Annotated in this window: 17 protein-coding genes and 2 pseudogenes; 14 read left to right on the forward strand and 5 right to left on the reverse strand. The window is 59.0% G+C overall.

Annotation, left to right across the window (positions count from 1 at the left end):
* Window positions 1-31: 31 nt before the first annotated feature.
* Both ASG68_RS10235 and ASG68_RS10240 read right to left on the reverse strand, forming a co-directional pair.
* Window positions 32-1069 carry a class I SAM-dependent methyltransferase gene (locus tag ASG68_RS10235; protein ID WP_062609656.1) on the reverse strand — a complete coding sequence of 346 codons (1038 nt, stop codon included), beginning with the start codon at window positions 1067-1069 and terminating at the stop codon, window positions 32-34.
* A gap of 196 nt (window positions 1070-1265) precedes the next feature.
* The gene (locus ASG68_RS10240; protein ID WP_062609661.1) at window positions 1266-1988 is read right to left on the reverse strand and encodes a helix-turn-helix transcriptional regulator; all 723 of its coding nucleotides are present in this window, start codon (window positions 1986-1988) and stop codon (window positions 1266-1268) included.
* A 599-nt stretch (window positions 1989-2587) separates the two neighbouring features.
* On the opposite strand from ASG68_RS10240, the gene ASG68_RS10245 reads away from it, so the two are divergent.
* Window positions 2588-2980 carry a MarR family winged helix-turn-helix transcriptional regulator gene (locus ASG68_RS10245; RefSeq protein WP_274534212.1) on the forward strand — a complete coding sequence of 131 codons (393 nt, stop codon included), beginning with the start codon at window positions 2588-2590 and terminating at the stop codon, window positions 2978-2980.
* Between the two features lie 57 nt (window positions 2981-3037).
* On the opposite strand, the gene ASG68_RS10250 is transcribed toward ASG68_RS10245, so the two are convergent.
* Window positions 3038-4606: an FAD-dependent monooxygenase gene (locus tag ASG68_RS10250; RefSeq protein WP_062609663.1), complete on the reverse strand. Its 1569-nt coding sequence runs from the start codon at window positions 4604-4606 to the stop codon at window positions 3038-3040.
* A 637-nt stretch (window positions 4607-5243) separates the two neighbouring features.
* On the opposite strand from ASG68_RS10250, the gene ASG68_RS10255 reads away from it, so the two are divergent.
* The 7 genes and pseudogenes from ASG68_RS10255 to ASG68_RS10285 form a co-directional block, all read left to right on the forward strand.
* Window positions 5244-7067, forward strand: coding sequence for a methyl-accepting chemotaxis protein (locus tag ASG68_RS10255; RefSeq protein WP_062609665.1), 1824 nt, complete (start codon window positions 5244-5246; stop codon window positions 7065-7067).
* 277 nt (window positions 7068-7344) lie between these two features.
* Window positions 7345-7683 (forward strand): hypothetical protein, encoded by a 339-nt coding sequence (locus tag ASG68_RS10260; protein ID WP_156384855.1) that lies wholly within the window; start codon window positions 7345-7347, stop codon window positions 7681-7683.
* Window positions 7684-7752: 69 nt separating this feature from the next.
* Window positions 7753-8706, forward strand: a complete 954-nt coding sequence (locus ASG68_RS10265; protein WP_062609669.1) for an HD-GYP domain-containing protein — start codon at window positions 7753-7755, stop codon at window positions 8704-8706.
* A gap of 212 nt (window positions 8707-8918) precedes the next feature.
* Window positions 8919-9119, forward strand: a complete 201-nt coding sequence (locus ASG68_RS10270; protein ID WP_062609671.1) for a LuxR C-terminal-related transcriptional regulator — start codon at window positions 8919-8921, stop codon at window positions 9117-9119.
* 304 nt (window positions 9120-9423) lie between these two features.
* Window positions 9424-9600, forward strand: coding sequence for a hypothetical protein (locus ASG68_RS31880; protein ID WP_062609672.1), 177 nt, complete (start codon window positions 9424-9426; stop codon window positions 9598-9600).
* A 191-nt stretch (window positions 9601-9791) separates the two neighbouring features.
* The gene (locus ASG68_RS10280) at window positions 9792-10820 is read left to right on the forward strand and encodes a DUF3991 and toprim domain-containing protein (RefSeq protein WP_062609674.1); all 1029 of its coding nucleotides are present in this window, start codon (window positions 9792-9794) and stop codon (window positions 10818-10820) included.
* A gap of 66 nt (window positions 10821-10886) precedes the next feature.
* Window positions 10887-11384: pseudogene (locus ASG68_RS10285) on the forward strand (DUF1419 domain-containing protein); the annotation flags it as partial.
* Here the strand turns inward: ASG68_RS10285 and ASG68_RS31325 are convergent.
* The gene (locus ASG68_RS31325; protein WP_156373648.1) at window positions 11371-11538 is read right to left on the reverse strand and encodes a hypothetical protein; all 168 of its coding nucleotides are present in this window, start codon (window positions 11536-11538) and stop codon (window positions 11371-11373) included. The pseudogene ASG68_RS10285 and the gene ASG68_RS31325 sit on opposite strands and share 14 nt — an antisense overlap.
* A 77-nt stretch (window positions 11539-11615) precedes the next feature.
* Here ASG68_RS31325 and ASG68_RS10290 point away from each other — a divergent pair, with 77 nt between their 5' ends.
* From ASG68_RS10290 to ASG68_RS10315, 5 genes and pseudogenes are all read left to right on the forward strand, one after another.
* Window positions 11616-12092, forward strand: coding sequence for a hypothetical protein (locus ASG68_RS10290; protein ID WP_062602085.1), 477 nt, complete (start codon window positions 11616-11618; stop codon window positions 12090-12092).
* A pseudogene (locus tag ASG68_RS10295) lies at window positions 12089-12896 on the forward strand (DUF7007 domain-containing protein). The gene ASG68_RS10290 and the pseudogene ASG68_RS10295 overlap by 4 nt, the downstream one beginning before the upstream one ends.
* Window positions 12896-13240, forward strand: a complete 345-nt coding sequence (locus tag ASG68_RS10300; RefSeq protein WP_062582635.1) for a hypothetical protein — start codon at window positions 12896-12898, stop codon at window positions 13238-13240. The pseudogene ASG68_RS10295 and the gene ASG68_RS10300 overlap by 1 nt, the downstream one beginning before the upstream one ends.
* A gap of 791 nt (window positions 13241-14031) precedes the next feature.
* Window positions 14032-14619 carry a hypothetical protein gene (locus ASG68_RS10310; RefSeq protein WP_062609676.1) on the forward strand — a complete coding sequence of 196 codons (588 nt, stop codon included), beginning with the start codon at window positions 14032-14034 and terminating at the stop codon, window positions 14617-14619.
* A gap of 254 nt (window positions 14620-14873) precedes the next feature.
* Window positions 14874-15803, forward strand: coding sequence for an ArdC family protein (locus tag ASG68_RS10315; RefSeq protein ID WP_062609678.1), 930 nt, complete (start codon window positions 14874-14876; stop codon window positions 15801-15803).
* A 12-nt stretch (window positions 15804-15815) separates the two neighbouring features.
* Here the strand turns inward: ASG68_RS10315 and ASG68_RS10320 are convergent, their stop codons facing one another.
* Window positions 15816-16043 carry a hypothetical protein gene (locus ASG68_RS10320; RefSeq protein ID WP_062609679.1) on the reverse strand — a complete coding sequence of 76 codons (228 nt, stop codon included), beginning with the start codon at window positions 16041-16043 and terminating at the stop codon, window positions 15816-15818.
* 622 nt (window positions 16044-16665) lie between these two features.
* On the opposite strand from ASG68_RS10320, the gene ASG68_RS10325 reads away from it, so the two are divergent.
* Window positions 16666-16974 carry a DUF736 domain-containing protein gene (locus ASG68_RS10325; protein ID WP_062609681.1) on the forward strand — a complete coding sequence of 103 codons (309 nt, stop codon included), beginning with the start codon at window positions 16666-16668 and terminating at the stop codon, window positions 16972-16974.
* The last annotated feature ends 32 nt before the right edge of the window (window positions 16975-17006 follow it).

Consider the following 17006-nt stretch of genomic DNA (forward strand, 5'->3'; position numbering starts at 1 on the left):
GTGTTCGTGGTGGCACCAAGCTCATGGACGGTCATCTTAAAGCTGGGCGCGAAGGCCGCCACTCCCATCGCTCACCTGTCGGTGTTTCTTGGGCAAAACGAAGCGGGAGTTGTTCGTAGCAATACTCGGCTGGAATTGCTGGCTTCAGCATCGACCCCGTGAAGGCATTGAGCGCAGTCGTCGAATTGGATGAGAGAATGGTATAAAAGTTGCCACTGTTCCAGGTCACAATAGAGTGACGGAAAAAGAGGGCCAGCGCAGCAATGGTGCTTTTTAGATCAACCTGAAGCTGCCGCATCGTGTCGAGAACATCGCGTTGCTTGGCGACGATCTCGGCCTCGGAAAAGTAGCGCGTTTTGAATTGTGCGTCTTTCTGGTGCTCGCGCAGCAAATAGGTTTCGCTATCCGGGTGTGCAATCTTTTGCACTTGAATGAGCAAACCATCTTTCCGGATCCGCGGTGCGATGAATCCAAGCTGAGTTGCCCGATCTGGCCCGTACATTTGGAAGGTCGTGTCCTCAAGCAGGATATCAAAGCCGTCCCGGAAAACGTGCAGGCCTTGATCGGACGCGTAGCGTTGCGCATCCAGTTCGAAGAACGGACCGTGGAAAAAATGTGCGTGTTCGCTCGCCTGTTTTGCGAAGAAACAGGCGCGGTTGCCGTCGGTAGGGCTGCAGCACAGGGTCTCTAGCCGGCCATCGCCAAGTCTCGCAAGAGCCCTCGCGAGTGTTCCTGCACCGGCGCCAAGCGAATAGAATGTTGCGGTACGGCCGCTATGTCCCCACACATGCAGGCAATGCGCAAGTATGGCGGCGCCGAGGCGGCATTCCTCTTCAAGCCGATAAGGGATGCTCGCGAAATAGTGCTTGTCGAAATGTCCCCACAGCCGACGGTGCGTGTCCCAGAACGTCATGCATTGCAGATCATATTCCAGAAGACGCATATCAGGCACTGGGATGTCTCGATCTGGCATTGCGCCGAGGCCGCTTGCGGTTCGCTCGAAGAACGGAGCAAAAGCATTGAGCCGCGGTGCATTGCGCCAGGCATTGACGGTCTGCATATCCACCATTGTGCAATCCTTTCCTGGCTGAGGAAACAGCCGCTCCTACACGCATCACCCCAACGGATGTGATGCTTGCATCGACAGCGAGATGCCGCGCGGCGGATCTTCCTGGTGACCAGAGTTCCTCGAAGGCGAAATCGTCGCAATCTGGCGATTTCGGGAGATTGACGGGCACAGCGGGCGAGGCGCGGTTGGCTGCTGGTCAGATACAGATTTTCTCCAAGAAGCTTGCCCTGGCGATCGTTTGATAGAGAGTCTTCGCTCCAAGTTTAAGTCTCGCTGAGCGCAGATAGAGGCGCACCGCGCTCTCGGAGATGCCCAGATCGGACGCGACACGCTTGATAAGACTGCCTCGCGCGAGAAGTTCAAGGCATTGCTTTTCCCGCCTCGAAAGTATCCTGATCGCGCTCCCAGAGCGGGCATTGGAAAGGAAGATTGCCTTCTTATGCAGACAGTGGGCGACGATATGCAGATCGTAAATAGAGGAATTGCGTATCCGGGACCAAGCTGTTCCGTTCGCATTAGAGGTCACCGACAATATGCTGCGCTCGCCGTTTGGCCCTCTGACTGGCAAACTCAAACCGTGCCGGCCTACTCCAAACGATCTTGCTTTTCGAAAGAAGACCTGCGCTTCGGCAGACCTTCGCTTGAGTTCAGACCAATCAACCGCGAGAAACCCTGTCCGGCTGAGTTCGGTGACGGGGTCGACGGCAAAATAGTTTTTGCTCAGGTAAATGTCGGTCCATTCAGCGGGATATGTGGTGCAGTAAAACGGGAAGGAGCGGGGACTGATCCCGTCGTTCACGACGAGGAATGTCATATGGTCTAGCAGATATTGGCTGCGTATTTTGTCGAGAGCGACGGCGAAGTGTTCGCTGCTTCCTATGCTGCGAAGAGCTTTCAGTGACATAGATAGTTCGGGCATGTCTTGTCCGCTCCTGCCCAGCGTGTTCTCTCATCGATGTTTCGTTCGAAGCCCGATGCGAGCTGTCATTGCGGCGGTTGGTTGACGAGACAGAGAGGCAAGCCGCGTTGTCCTTGGCTGCAGTCGTGCAGATATCGACCGTGCTCGCCAGTTTAGCCCATTATCGAGCTATCAACTTGGGTAGACAAGTTGGTGGATTCCACAAGGAATTCGCTCATGCTGGCTGAACGCTCTAGCACATCCAGCGATGCGACTGTGCGTCGAGCATTCGAAACCGGGGGCCGGGCTTGACGGAGACGTGGGTCCACTTTCCACCGTCGCCATCGCCTTGTCATGGATTTGCGCCGATCCCCGACCAGCAAGGTGTCGGCGATCCAGAGGACGCGCAGCTCGTTTTTCGTTTCGAAACGAATGACTGAGATTGGTAGGGATTACTGTCCAATACATTGTTATCAGTCGGGTTCTCCCTTGCTTCTGGCTCGATTTGCGCTACCGACGCATGGAGCGCAAGAGTCAGGGAGATAAACCAAATGGAGTCCGGGCGGTCGAGATCGATAGGTCACCAGATTAACTGGACAGCGCGGCTTTTCGCCAGAGAAATGGATCGGCGGCTGAGGTCGATCGGACTGTCTTCAAGTCAGCTTCCGGTCTTGCTTGCCCTCGCCGATGCTGACATTCTTTCCCAGAAGGCTCTGGTCGCGCGTTCCGCCGTTGAGCAGCCTGCGATGGCACGGATGCTCGATCGGATGGAAAAGGAAGGCCTAGTGCGCAAGAAGCCTGACCCTTTTGACGGTCGGGGGTTCCTTTACAGCCTGACCGACAAGTCTCGCCTAAAACTCCCCCTGGTCTTTAACGAAATGGCGGCCGGCAACGAAAAGGCGCTTCGTGGAATAAGCGAGGCCGAGGTCGAGGTGGTATTGAAGGCGATGGTTCGTATGAACCTTAACCTCGCAGATCCGGATGTGACACCGCCCGTGCCCGAAATGGGCTAGTCGCCTTCCAGAGACGGTAGAGCCGCCTGGTGGCACCTCTACCGTTCAACGGCGGCCCTATATGAGTTTGGCTACCTTGCTCAGTACGGCGCTCAAATTTTCCGAGACTGCGGAGGGCGAGAGCCGCGTGCGCCAACAAACGAGCCCATCAGGACGAATGAGTGCCGCGCCCTCGAGACCAACGCCGAATGCATCCGCAAAAGAGATGGTATCGTTGATCAAGATGTCCTTTCCAATCCGAATGATCTCAAATGTGAAACGCGTTTCACCGCGGGCCTCCTGCGCCGCATTTTCCCAGCGCGCATCCTCTGTGACGAAGACAAAACTGCGGGTAAACAAGTCAATCGTTGACTGGCGGCGATGGGCATCGATCCAGAGATGAGGTGCGCGCGTCCCGGGCTGTCCCGCCCATTCATCGGGATGCGCCGCTGCAGGAAGGTTACCGCTGCTGTCTAAAATAATGTCCGACCGATGAAGCTGTCCCAGTTCCATCGCTTTGTCGTCGTAGACTGTTTCGTTCGACAGGGCGTTCCCAACGTAGCGTGCATAGTCCGGCCGTGCGAACGTCTGTTGATGGCGGAGCCATCCCACTGGCTGCCGTTCCGCAGAATAAGTATCGAGAAGCGTTGGCTTCGATGTGCCATCGAGGACGAGACCGAGCTTCCACGCGAGATTCCAGGCGTCGTCTATTCCCGTATTGGCACCATAGCCACCGCGGGTCGGCGGAAGCTGATGCGCGGCGTCCCCGGCCAGGAAAACGCGGCCCTTCGAATAGACGTCAGCAATCCGTCCCGCCATTTCCCAGGCGCCCGATGTGATGATCTCAAAGGGCAGGTCGGCACCGAGCGCTCGGCGGATATCCGATGCATATTCTCCGGAGCGCTTTACCTCGCCGCCATAGAACATCAATACCCACCGACTGTCACCATATGTGGTGAGGAACGCCTTGAAGCCCTCCTGTTCGATCTCGAACTGCTGGAAACCCCGCTCGAGAAACTTGTCGGCCGCCGGGCATTGGAATAGAACGGACCGTATGTTCATGATGTGGCCGACGCCATGCATCTCGATTCCCAGCGCTTCCCGAACCACGCTTCCAGCGCCGTCTGCCGCAATCATGTACTTGGCCGACAGAGATGAGATGCGGTGACTCTCCCGGTCTCGAGTCGTCGCGACGACACCCTCGCCCGTCTCCTCGAAAGACAGAAGCTCCATGCCGAGAAGAAGCTCAGCGCCCAATTCACTGGCGCGCTCCCGCAAGATCGGCTCCAGCTTGTCCTGGGCGAAACCTGCCATGCCGGCGGGAGATAATGCTCTTTCTTGTCGGACGGCATTTGGCCCGCTGGAGGGCGTCCATCGGGCTTCATTCTTGACCTCGCCGACAAGACTGGTGACAGTTGCCCGCCGCAGACGGAAGCTTGGGTCTGCGGTGGGAATCCGGTCCGCTATGCCAATCGCTCGGTAGAATTCGAGGGTGTGCTCGGTGAAGCCTTGCGCTCGGGGGTGAAGGGCGCTGCCGCGATGCTTTTCAATGACGATCGTCTTGACACCGCGCCAGGCAAGAAATGCCGCCGCGGAGAGACCGACAAGACTGCCTCCGATAATGATAACCTGGGTATCGTGGTGCATTTTTGTCTTCCTTTTGGAGTGGCCTTGGCCACGTTGCAAAGGACGGCTGCAATGCTTCGATGGAAGTCGATTTTGGACATGCCAACGGAGCGGACGCAGTACGTCCGGTTTCCGTCGTGGTCCGCGGCCCGAAGGCTGGATTTGGGCCACTGGCAATCTGCCAGCGACTGACCGGGGCTCACCAATAATCCGGTCTACCATTTTCGACTGCCTTCACCTAAGGCGTCCTGCAGACATCGTCAAGTGTCGCGACCATCCGAGAGTAAATCGCATCAGATTGAAACATGACGATGCCTACAGCGTCCCATCGAGCAGCCACACGTCCGAGGTTGGATGATTTGCTTGTTCATCCAACAGTGCTGTTGGACGCGAGCGGTACGGGCTTGCGTAACTCAACTCTGGTCCAGGCGGGGTGGTTAGTATTGCTGGCGTAAGAGCGGCTCCCATCGAGGGAAGGCAATCAATCGATGAGCGGGCTTACAATTCTCCGGGCTTCTCGACAAAAATTAAGAGAATCTCAAGTATATTACATATCATATAAATCATGACCGAGATGTTTGTCGGTGCCCCTCGCTGACACTGCTGACATGACGTCGCGGCTGTTTGCCTTCTTGCACGGCTATCCAGGAGGCCACAAATGTCCCGCCCTAAGATCAAAACGGCAATCACGGCGATATTGGCACTTGTTGCCAGCGTCTTCGTCATGTTCGCCTCTTTTGCGATAATCAGCATGAACACTGTGAACAACAACGTCGCGGAACTCGCGACCGGCTGGCTACCGGGAATCGCAATCTCAAATGAGATGAACATCGCTTTGTCTGCAATGCGTCGCGATTACCTCAACCACATTATGGCACTTGACGAAGCCAGCAGGAGAGACGCCGAATTTGCGATTGACAGCAGCTCGAAACGTTTTCTCGCGCAACTGGCCAAGAACGAGGAGCTATCCCATAACGACACCGAGCGCGCGGTATCACGCGACATCCGTACAAAGTTCAACGGTTTGCAGCAGCTTGCGGCGCCGATGCTGGCTTTGTCCCATTCCGGCAGGTTCAATGACGCAAAGATCTACCAACAAACGAAAGTGCGGCCCGCTGCATCTGAGCTGAGCGAAACGATTGATGAAATCGTCAGGATCAAATTCGCGGGAGCAACGAAGTCCTATGAAACAAGCAAGCACGTGTTTCAAAGGACGATGACCCTCACCCTCATTGCAGTCGCAACGGGCCTGACGATCATCGCAGGAGGGGTGTATTTCGGTCGACGGGGTATCGCGACACCAATAGAGGCCATCACGGCCTCCATGAAGGCGCTTGCAACCGGCAAAACAGAAACACTAATCCCCTGTGAGGGAAGGGCGGACGAAATTGGTGACATGGCCGAGGCCGTGGCGGTTTTCAAGAAGAATGCGATTGAGACCATGAGGCTAGAAGCGCAGGCTTCGGGTGAGCGCGCTCTAGCCGAGAAAGAGCGCAACCTGAATGTCGAGAACCAGCGTATCAAAGCGGAGCAAATGCGACTTGCAACAGACAGCCTGGCTCTGGGTTTGTCTCATCTCGCCAAGGGCAATCTATCCTTTCAGCTAACCAGCGTCTTCGCTCCTGATTTCGAAGCCCTGCGTCACAACTTCAACGCATCCGTACTCCAATTGGCCAAGACCCTTCAGTCGGTTGCGGCGGCCGCATCATCGATTGACAGCGGATCTCGAGAAATCAGCCGTAGCTCAGACGATCTTTCAGGAAGAACTGAGCAGCAAGCAGCCTCGCTGGAGGAGACAGCGGCAGCTCTAGATCAGATAACGACGAATGTCTCGAACTCGTCAAAGCGAGCTGAGGAGGCGCGGCATATCGCCGGCCAGGCAAATTCCAGTGCAATGCAGTCGAGCTTGGTTGTGGCGAACGCAATCAACGCTATGGAGCGCATCGAACAGTCTTCGAGGCAAATTTCAAATATCATCTCGGTAATCGACGAAATCGCTTTTCAAACGAACCTGCTCGCCCTCAATGCGGGCGTGGAAGCTGCGCGTGCCGGCGAGGCGGGGAAAGGGTTTGCAGTGGTCGCCCAGGAAGTGCGCGAATTGGCGCAACGCTCGGCTGTAGCTGCCAAGGAGATCAAGGACCTGATCCGCAATTCTTCCATCGAAGTTGAAGGCGGCGTCAAATTCGTTCGTGACACCGGCGATGCGCTAAACGCCATTGGAGACTATGTTGGCGTAATCAACAAACATATGGAGTCAATCGCTTTATCAGCGCGTGAGCAATCGATCGGATTGGTTGAGGTCAACACTGCTGTCAATCAAATGGACCAGGTTACGCAGCGGAACGCTGCGATGGTGGAGGAGATGAATGCAGCGAGTGCTACACTCGCGCAGGAATCCAATCGCCTGAAGACGCTTACATCCCAGTTCGTTTTTACCCAGTCCGAGCCGAGACAGGCGTCGTCCGACCTGCTTGCGGCCTAGTCAGAGTTAAGGCCGACGATAGCTGATCGCTTCATCGACCAGGTCTTGGTACCTGAAACCGGGCTCGAAATTAAGGTCAACTCGAATAACTGCTGCAGGCGTTGGACCCCACGATCCTTAGCATTGGAGATGCGGACGTGCGTCCGCGTTCCTTAAGCGGCCCTAGAGTCTTGCGACTCCAGCCCTGAAACGGTCACGAGACAAGCAAATAGACTCCAAAGAACTTTTACCGATTAGATTACATGTAATTGTAATCGCAACAAGATGGGAGTATGACGTGAATACGATAGTCGTGTCCACAAGTGCGCAGCAAGGATCTACATCACCGGCAACAGCCGACCGCTTGACAGAACTCCGAAAGGATCTTGCCAGGAAGAAGGACGAACAATCGAACACCGAGGACGGCGACAAAAAGACCATCCTTCAAAAGGCAATCGCTGACCTAGAGATGAAAATCGCGAAGGCGACCGCTGAGCTTGCCCGAGGTTCAGCGACCCTCCAAAATTCGAATGACGGCGCGCCGGTCCAATTACAGCTTTCAGGTGAGAGCGAAAGAATCGGGACGGTCAACTTCGATGCGAAAACAGAGTTTGGCGGGAGGGTTATATATGTGTGAAGGCGACGCAAATCGAACTCACTTCCAGATCTGTGGTCTTTTTGCTTATGTCATATGGGAGCTGGTGAAATGATCAAGCGCATCGAAAAAAGTCAACTTCGCGCTGGCATGTTCGTTGAAGCGGTCGAAGGTTTCCAACGTGACGCCCCATTTAGCGACCGTCGTTTCAAGCTGACACACCAGGCCGATGTTGAGGCTGTAAAATGCAGCAATCTGACCGGAGTGTATATAAATCCCACGAGGGGTACGGATATCAGCGATGCGGACAAGGCACGCTCCAGTTCCATTCGTGTCAAAGGTCCCCGTAAGGACGGTCGCCAGGCACCACCAACACCGCAGAAAATTGCCGCCAATGCCATCTTCGAGACAACGGCTGCGTTGGCAGCCATATTCCGTGATGCTCGATCGGGAAGGGCGCTTGCACGGGAAATGGTCATCCCGATTGTCGAGCAAGTCATCCATTCCATTGACGTTGATCCGTCGGTTCTGATCGCGATCACGCGATTAAAATCCCGGGACAAGACGACCTTGCTGCATTCGATAGCAGTATGTGCCCTAATGGTGAGGTTTGCACAGAGTTTGGACGGTGACAAGCAGACCGTCCTTACATTGGGGATGAGCGGGTTGCTTCATGACATCGGGAAAATCGGCATTCCGTTGAGGGTGCTCAACAAAGCCGGCCGGCTTTCAGAAGCAGAGATGACAATCATGAAGCGGCATCCATCAATTGGGTACGAAATGCTGTCGCGTAAGGCAGGCATGCCCGACGCCGTGCTGGATGTATGCTTGCATCATCACGAGCGCGTCGATGGAAAAGGGTATCCGGGAGGAAAGGTAGCTCACGAAATTAGCGGCGCCGCGCGCATGAGTGCAATTTGCGATGTTTACGATGCTTTGACCTCGGCAAGACCGTATCGCGACCCGTGGGCGCCGGAACGGGCAGTTGCTTGGATGAAGGGTACGGATGGGATGTTTGACTGCTCCCTTTTATCGAAGTTCTTCGAGAATGTGGCAGGCATGTGAGTACTTTCTCAGTCTGGCGCATCAGCTTACGGTCGTGCTGCTGCTGCGCGCGAGTTGCAGTAATAGTCAGTAACAGGCATCGAGAAGTTCCATAAACTACGTTATGCGATGCGGCAGCCACTGTTCGTGGGGGCATCGCCGCCTCGGTTTCAAACGAGACTTCGGCACCACAGCCGCCGCCGACCACGGCCCAACCGATCGCGATTTTTGTCATGAAGGAACGGATGCTTGCGCCCCGTGAAAAAACCTGCCTTCGATGGATTGCTCGAGGCAGGACCGTTGCTGAAATCGCTTCGCTTGAGGGCAAAAGCGTCGACTATATCGAGAACTGTTTGCAAAGCGCGTTGGTAGCGCTGAAGGCAAAATCGATGGCGGAGGCACTTCAGAAAGCCGACCTCGGTCAGTCCGATTGACCTGATAGATTTCTGCCGTCGCTCTTTGGAAAACGGGAGCGGTGTTGCTGCCCAGAGCGGCAGGAAGGAACTGGCACACGTGCGAAGGCCGTGCGTAGAACCTGCGTCAGCCGCCGGAGCATGCCAATCCCGCTCGCTTGTGATGGCGTCCTGACCCAGCGCCGGATCTTCCACGATCAACCCGGAAACGGTCCGCTAGCAAGCTGCGGCCGCTTCGGCTTCGCCTCCCGGTGATCGCGCCCGTCGTCGGGCCTTTTGAGGAGCCATCGAGCGGGATTGGCCCGCTCCGAATGGAGCCTCTCACATGCCGCACGATCTTTCCCTCGCTCAGTCCCACGCCTTCCAGCTCTCCCGCGACCTGATGGTCCCGGTCACCGTCTTCGAGGTCGACGGCGAGTACGGCGTCCTGCCCTCTGACGAGATTGACGCCGATGACGATCTTGAGATCATCTATGAATTTCTCCCTTGGGCGGCTCATTGAGCCGCCCCCGTTCGGTCCTTGGGCCGTTCCGGCGTGCCGCTTGCGAGCGGCAGGCTGCAAGGGAGGCTGCGCCGCGGCCAAGTATTGCATGATCCGACAATTGTCAGCCGCGCCCTTGCCGCCTTTGCTCTTCGCGGCTGGTGGAAGTGCGCCCGCGAAGCGACGGGCAGGCAAGGCAAAGAGGAAGAGACATGAACAGGATGGAAATAGAGGCGCTGCGCGACCAGGTGAGCTGTGCTGCCGTTCTCGACCAGGCAGGCTTCGCAATCGATGTGAAGGAGAGTACGCGGCGGGCGATGAAGTTTCGCCGTGGCGCTGAAATTATCATCGTCACCCACGAGGGGCGCGGATGGTTCGACCCGCTCAGCGATGCAAAAGGCGATGTGTTCGGACTTGTCGAGCATCTCGATCACGTTGGATTTCTCGAAGGCGCCGGGAGGGTCGCCGACCTCGTCGGTCTCGCGATCACGGAACCGGAATGGCAGGCGCCCAGCCTTCATCAAAACCACGACCTTTCTCTACTCGAGCGTTGGAAGGCACGCCGGCGTCCGTGGTCCGGCTCGTCGACATGGGCATACCTTTGCGGCGAGCGTTTCCTGCCAGCCATTTTGCTCCGCGCGACAATCCGGCAAGACCGCCTTCGGGAGGGTCCCTATGGCAGCATGTGGGCAGCGCATACGGACAATGCCGGAATTGTCACCGGCTGGGAGGCACGAGGGCCTGAGTATCGGGGCTTTGCCTCCGGAGGAACGAAGGTTCTCTTCCGTCTGGGACCGGACACAGCGTTGCGCCTGGCCGTCACGGAAGCGGCGATCGACGCCATGAGCCTCGCCGCCATCGAGGGCCCGCGGGACGGAACGCTCTATCTCAGCACCGGTGGCGGATGGTCGCCGTCAACGGAGGCGGCGCTGCGGGAGATGGCCTTTCGGCCCGATGCTCTCCTCATCGCTGCGACAGACGCCAATCCGCAAGGGGAGATGTTTGCCGAGCGGTTGCGGGCGCTCGCCGATACCGTCGGCTGCGATTGGTCGCGGCTCCGCCCGCCCGCGGAGGACTGGAACGAGACCCTGAAAATCAGGGAGAAAGAAAAGAGGGAAAGGTGGGAAGGTGGCGTGCCGCATTCGCACCGCCCGCGTCGAGAGAAGCTTCGCCCGGCGGAGCCGGCCCTTGACCCGGCCGGCCGCGATGCCGGCGGCCCGGGAGGTGTCATGAAGGACTGAAGAGGATGGCACGGTCGATAGGACAGCGCTGCGCTTCGGTCCGGAAACATCTCGAAGGAGCCGTAGATGAATCCCTCTCCCGCAATCCGTAAGGTCTTCCAGGGCGTTGCCCCACGCCAGCAAATGTTCCGGATGTTTGACCGGCACGCTCAACGTCCGGACCGTTGGGACGGTGACGCCTCGCCCCTCAATGCCGGCGAATGGTTCGAGATCGCTGAAGTCGAGCACGACTATATGTTCGAGATCCTTCCGCCGCTCTGGATGCGCGGTGCGATGTTTGCCATGCGCGAGTTTCTGACTGGATCCGTGACATCGGTGTTCTTCGCCTTGCGGATCGATGGCGTCATCCGACATTTCCATGGCTATTGCGATCTTTCCGACGAGCAAGCGGTCGAACGCATGCGCGTGGCAATCATCGAGCGAGAGAGCCGGCCGGTTCGGGCCATGACGCGACAGGAAAGCCTGGAGCATATCTGGAGCATCACGGCGGACGACAATCGTGGATATGCCGGCGATCGCTGGGACGAAGCCGCGCGCGGCAAGCGCACGATCATGCTCTACGGCGACGGATAGCTTTGAAGAAGAGCTTGCGGGCGGCAGGGTCGCCGGCGATGCGGCCGATCTCGACGTCGCCGATCCGCAGGCCGCTGACGACGCGGCCGACGAGGACGAAGCCGCCTACGGGATTGCGGCCGAATAGCCACCCTTCCCTTCTCATCCGATCGACAACTGCCGCCGGCCATCACCGGCGGCGGTCTCGTTTCCATCAACAGCAGAACTTTAAGGAGATATCTGATGTCTGCGTCCCTGATCTATGACCTCGCTCCGATCGGCTCCATCGTCGCCTGGTGCGATGGCACACCGCGCCCGCCCGAGCGTTTCAACAAGAAGCTGGCGGCCTGGCAAACCCGCAACAGCAGCGGCCGCCTGATCTGCAAGGAAGGTCCGCACCAATCCGGCAATTACGCCTCGCCGGGACATTTCACGCTGCACGAGGCGAATTTCGACGGCAAGAATACCGTCGTCATCCGCATTCACCGAACGTTTGGTCTCGATTCCAACCTGACCTTCAAGGTTCTCGAACGTCCCGCGCTTGGTTCTATCCGCGTTTTCGATCGCGCCGGTGTGAACGCGGAACTCGTCCATCTCACCGACAATCGTGAGGCGGCCGCGGCCTGGCTGAAAGAGCATGGATACCCGAACGTCGTGCTCGAAGAGGTGACCGCCGACGAGGTTGCCGCCTCTCATGTCGAAGGGAGGGCCGCCACATGAGCACGCCCGATCTTCAATCCGACAGGGTTTCGACCGCCGATGAATCGGCGATGGAATTCGGCGTCAGCGCTGATGGCTTTCCGGTCGCGCGGATAGCCGATACCCTCCTGGCAATGGTGCCGGCACGCGATGGCGCCAGCTTCCTCGCGAGCGCCTGGCGCCTCACTCGCCCGCTGCCAGAGTTGACGCGGGAGGATTTCCACGGTCATGAAGAGCGCCTTAGAGATGAGGCAGCGAGCACACCATGGGGTCCGTCACAGCTCGCGACCATCTATGCCGAGGGGATCGTCTCACATATGACGGCCGGCCATGGCGGGTTTCATCTGTCGGCCGAGCGGAACATTCGCGTCCTGCCGATGCTGCGAGAGTCTTCGCCCTGGTACGAGTAAGATGCGGAATGGGCGATCGTCGCCCTCACCTTCCCGGACCTATTCACGGCCTATGAGCGCAAATGTGCGGACGAGACGATCCGCAACAGCTGGCCGTCCGTCTGGGAGGCGATCCATGGCCGGGAACTCGCGCCCGGCCAATCCTGGACAAAGGACCGGGATGCCTTCGAGCGCAAGCATGCCGGCGACTTGATCGTAATCTCCGCGATCTTTTCCAACCACCATGCCGACATGACGGAGGTCATCGCCACACGCGGTGGTCTGCGCGATGGGCGGGCGGATCAGATCCGCTTTCTCGTGCCCCGCGCCGAATACGCCGCGCGTGACCGTTTTCGGTTTAGTCATCGATCCTGACCGTCATGATGCCTATGACGGCCCTTCCAGTTTTGCGGGTTGGCAAGGGAGGGTTGCGTGATGGCTGCAACGCCAATCCACCATACGCAACTGTCGCGAATGGAAGAGGCGCGGCGGCAGACGCAGCGCCAGTTGGAACTGATCGATCGCCAGGTCTTGCGCCGGATCACATTCATCCTGCCGCAGCTCGCGCGCCGGCAAACCGGATATCGACGCGGGAAGCCGCCGGAAACCGGTTCGTCCCTCGAACGCTATCGCAACAATCTCGCCACCCTGATGGCGGAGTGTCAGCCGGAAGTTGGTGCGCTGACACGAAAGCTGGCCCGGCAGGATGCTGCGATAGCTGCGTTTCAAAAACAGTTCGAACCGGTTGGCGACGCGGCTCAGCCACGAGCGGAGGTCTAGCGCCATGGGAACGATCGCAGACCTCGAACGGAGATCCGGCATTGCGCCATCGCCCGCGGAACGCACCGCGTTCTGGCAGCAGTTCCATCACCTCGACGGACAGGCGTGCCTCGATGCTGGCGTGGCGGAGCTCAGACGAATGATCGCCGCGAAAGAGGGTCTGGCTGAAGTCATCCCGAATAGGCGCGGCCGTGTTCCGAAGCGCGAACGGCTTCCCCCGTTGACCGCTGAACAGAAAACCGGGCTCCAGGCCTATGCCGTCAGACACGGGCGACGCTGGAAAAGTATCCTGGACAACGTCTGGATGGGTGGCGCGCTCTATGACGATGGCGGGACACTGCGCGGTCTTCGAAACACGCACGGTCCGAGTTGGCTGCAATCATATCGGCTCCCAAGCCGAAACCTTCGGCCGAGACCCTCATCGCGCCAATTGAGCATGAGGCGAGTTCGGGAAATGACGACGTGTAGCGTCTCAGGCAGCCATCTTCCTTTCAGCACCCGGTTGGACCAGACCCGTGCCGCTTTCCCCTTCGGTTTTGCTGCGGTCTGAACCAGCGGCCGGTCGTTTCAAGGCCGCGTTCCGCGCCGCGGGCGGCCGGAAGTCGCCGTCCTTCACGGAGCAGGCTCGCGGGCGTCGCAGGGCAGGATGCCCCGCTAGCCCGCAAACCGGCTCCGCTCTGCCTGTCGTCTCCGGACCTTGAAACGCCCGTCTTCCGCCGGTTCGCGGCGACCGCACCGAAGGGCAAGCCGGCACGGGGCCGGAGCCGCTTCGAGGTTGAAAGGAAGAAATCATGGCCAAGCCCGCTACTCCCCCTCGTCAGTCTGCCCGCGTCGTCGCCCTGCTCAAGGGCGCAACCCTCGAAATGGTTCGGCTCACCTGCCCCGACAGTGCCCAGGCACTGAAAATTGCCGAGAGCTTCGGAACCGCGATCGTCGACGGCGACGGAATCCGCGATCTCCATGAGCGCCTCATCTCCGAGACGGCCGATGCCCTTAGCGATGGCCTCGGCGAAAAGGCCATGCAGATCCATCTGCAGCGGATCGTCGGCGCCTTTGTCGGTTCCGCGCACGGCGCGGGCCAGTTCTACAGCCGCGCCGTCACCGAGGCGCGCGATGCCACGGCCAAGGCTGCCAACGACGCCCGCGACGAGGATTTCGACGGCCCTGTCGGCTACGACAGTGCTGCCCAGCGCAGGCGCGAGTTTGCCGCCGACATGGGCGTGCAGGCTCATGCGCTTCGCATGGCGGCGGAGGGCGCCGTTGCAGCCTACAAGCAAATCGTCGGCGAGACTTGGAAGCCCTTCGATCGGCCCGTCGAGAACCCAGGTCACTCTCTCGATCGCAATGCGGCCGAAGCACAGATGTCGGCCTTCGAGTAAGTGCTTCTCCGGCGGAGCTTCGGCTCCGCCATTTTCATGGCGGGAGGCACGTGTGCCGGGGCGGTGACGCCGAGATCGGCCAAACGCGGCCCTGTCCGGCTTTTGGTCCTAGCGGAGCGAGGCGTTCCGGCAACGGCTTCGCCGTCCTCCACGTCCGTTCCGGCCTGCCGGTGCCCTCACCCCTTTCCGCCCCGCCCTATGGACCGCCGTGACGGGGTCGCGATCGGCGCGACCTCCTTGAAATGGAGGTTTGAATGAGCAGGAAGGAAGAAGGCCAACGCGCCGACATCTACACGCGGATCACTGACAAGATCATCGAGGATCTGGAGAAAGGGATTCGCCCATGGATGAAGCCGTGGAATGCGGCGAACACGAACGGTCGTATCACCCGACCGCTACGCCACAACGGTCAGCCCTATTCGGGCATGAATGTACTCCTCCTGTGGTCCGAGGGGATGGCGAGAGGTTTTTCCTCTCCGACGTGGATGACTTTCAAGCAGGCGCTCGAGCTCGGCGCCGCGGTTCGCAAGGGCGAAACCGGTTCGACCGTCGTGTTCGCCAGCCGCTACACGAAGTCGGAGACCGACCGCAACGGCAACGATGTCGACCGGGAGATACCCTTCCTGAAGGCGTATTCCGTCTTCAACGTTGACCAGATCGACGGTCTGCCGGATCACTACTGCCATCGTCCAACACCGGTCCTTGATCCGGTTGAGCGGAACGAGATTGCCGACCGCTTCTTCCGCAACACCGGCGCAGTCATCCGGCATGGAGGATCGCAGGCATATTACTCGCCGGTGACGGACCACATCCAGATGCCGCCTTTCGAGACCTTCCGCGACGCGGCTTCCTACGTGGCGACGAAGAGTCATGAGGTGACCCACTGGACGGCAAATCCGCGACGGGTCGGCCGCGATCTCAGCCGATATTCGAAAGATAAGAGCGAGCGCGCCCGCGAGGAACTGATTGCCGAGCTCGGCAGTTGCTTTCTCTGCGCCGACCTCGGGATCGCCCCGGAGCTGGAGCCAAGACCGGATCACGCCTCGTACCTTCAGTCCTGGCTCACCGTCCTTTCAAATGATAAGCGGGCAATCTTCCAGGCGGCCGCGCATGCGCAGCGCGCGGTCAGCTATCTTCACGGCCTGCAGGGGTCCGAGGAGGGTAGTAGCAGGGCGGCGGCATAAGGCTGCTTTGATTCAGGGACGGTCGTCGACGCCGACGGCCGTCTTTTTGATTGGTTCTCGTTCGGTCTGCGGATGCTGGTTCAGTGTGAGGTCCAACTTGCCCCAGATCGATGCCTTCGTGGCATCGGACTTGGGTTTGCGGGACGGCTTCCTCTCGACGATAAACGGCTTTGTCTGCTGACGCATCAAGCCACGCGTGCTGGTCTTCGGAGTGAACAACGAAATCGTCGACAGGATCACCTACGAGGTCTTTCGCCGTGCAGACAATTCTCTCGATATGGCCGTGAGCTCCGAGCTTTCCGACAATAGCTACGGATTTCCTGCCTCTATTTCTGCATAGCGCCGATGCAGTCGGCCGGCGTCCTTGTACGTTTACCGATATGGATTGCCGCCGCACCGCTTTCGACCATTGCCGTTGGCCCTCGACGGGAACCATTGCCACGTCCCTTAGCCTGACGTTAGTGGCGCTCCATTTGCGGGCTCGATGAGGCATGTCTGACCGGAAAGCGGCTTCGCCTCGATCGTCCTCCCGCAACGGCCATCCGAAACTTCTTCCCCTGCCGGCTCCGCCGCCATTCCTCGCGCAGCAACAAAGTTCCTCCCNCAACGGCGCTCCATTTGCGGGCTCGATGAGGCATGTCTGACCGGAGAGCGGCTTCGCCTCGATCGTCCTCCCGCAACGGCCATCCGAAACTTCTTCCCCTGCCGGCTCCGCCGCCATTCCTCGCGCAGCAACAAAGTTCCTCCCGGCCGCCCTCCATTTCATTTCGGCCCATTGGGTGCGGTCCGATCGTCCCCGGTCCTTGCGACAGCCATCGAGGCCGCAATGGTGCGGCCCGAAACAGCAAAAGGAACTTGGACAATGGCTACCATCGGAACCTTCACCTCCACCGAAAACGGCTTCTCCGGCTCGATCCACACGCTCGCCCTCAACGTCAAGGCCCGTATCGCCCGCATCGAAAATCCCTCCGACAAGGGGCCGCACTTCCGCATCTACGCCGGCAACGTCGAGCTCGGTGCCGCCTGGCAGAAGACCTCCGAACAGGGTCGCGACTACCTCTCGGTCAAGCTGGACGATCCGAGCTTCCCCGCTCCGATCTACGCCACGCTGGCCGAAGTCGAAGGCGAAGACGGCCTGCAGTTGATCTGGTCGCGCCCCAACCGCGACTGAGGTCCTCGAGGCTCCGCCCATCCGGCGGGGCC

The sequence above is a fragment of the Rhizobium sp. Leaf453 genome (assembly GCF_001425605.1).
Classification (GTDB): domain Bacteria; phylum Pseudomonadota; class Alphaproteobacteria; order Rhizobiales; family Rhizobiaceae; genus Pararhizobium.

Coding starts and splice junctions, on each gene's coding strand:
- ASG68_RS10235 (WP_062609656.1), bottom strand. CDS start 1,069: ATGGTGGATATGCAGACCGTCAATGCCTGGCGCAATGCACCGCGGCTC.
- ASG68_RS10240 (WP_062609661.1), bottom strand. CDS start 1,988: ATGCCCGAACTATCTATGTCACTGAAAGCTCTTCGCAGCATAGGAAGC.
- ASG68_RS10245 (WP_274534212.1), top strand. CDS start 2,588: ATGGATCGGCGGCTGAGGTCGATCGGACTGTCTTCAAGTCAGCTTCCG.
- ASG68_RS10250 (WP_062609663.1), bottom strand. CDS start 4,606: ATGCACCACGATACCCAGGTTATCATTATCGGAGGCAGTCTTGTCGGT.
- ASG68_RS10255 (WP_062609665.1), top strand. CDS start 5,244: ATGTCCCGCCCTAAGATCAAAACGGCAATCACGGCGATATTGGCACTT.
- ASG68_RS10265 (WP_062609669.1), top strand. CDS start 7,753: ATGATCAAGCGCATCGAAAAAAGTCAACTTCGCGCTGGCATGTTCGTT.
- ASG68_RS10270 (WP_062609671.1), top strand. CDS start 8,919: ATGAAGGAACGGATGCTTGCGCCCCGTGAAAAAACCTGCCTTCGATGG.
- ASG68_RS31880 (WP_062609672.1), top strand. CDS start 9,424: ATGCCGCACGATCTTTCCCTCGCTCAGTCCCACGCCTTCCAGCTCTCC.
- ASG68_RS10280 (WP_062609674.1), top strand. CDS start 9,792: ATGAACAGGATGGAAATAGAGGCGCTGCGCGACCAGGTGAGCTGTGCT.
- ASG68_RS31325 (WP_156373648.1), bottom strand. CDS start 11,538: ATGAGAAGGGAAGGGTGGCTATTCGGCCGCAATCCCGTAGGCGGCTTC.
- ASG68_RS10290 (WP_062602085.1), top strand. CDS start 11,616: ATGTCTGCGTCCCTGATCTATGACCTCGCTCCGATCGGCTCCATCGTC.
- ASG68_RS10300 (WP_062582635.1), top strand. CDS start 12,896: ATGGCTGCAACGCCAATCCACCATACGCAACTGTCGCGAATGGAAGAG.
- ASG68_RS10310 (WP_062609676.1), top strand. CDS start 14,032: ATGGCCAAGCCCGCTACTCCCCCTCGTCAGTCTGCCCGCGTCGTCGCC.
- ASG68_RS10315 (WP_062609678.1), top strand. CDS start 14,874: ATGAGCAGGAAGGAAGAAGGCCAACGCGCCGACATCTACACGCGGATC.
- ASG68_RS10325 (WP_062609681.1), top strand. CDS start 16,666: ATGGCTACCATCGGAACCTTCACCTCCACCGAAAACGGCTTCTCCGGC.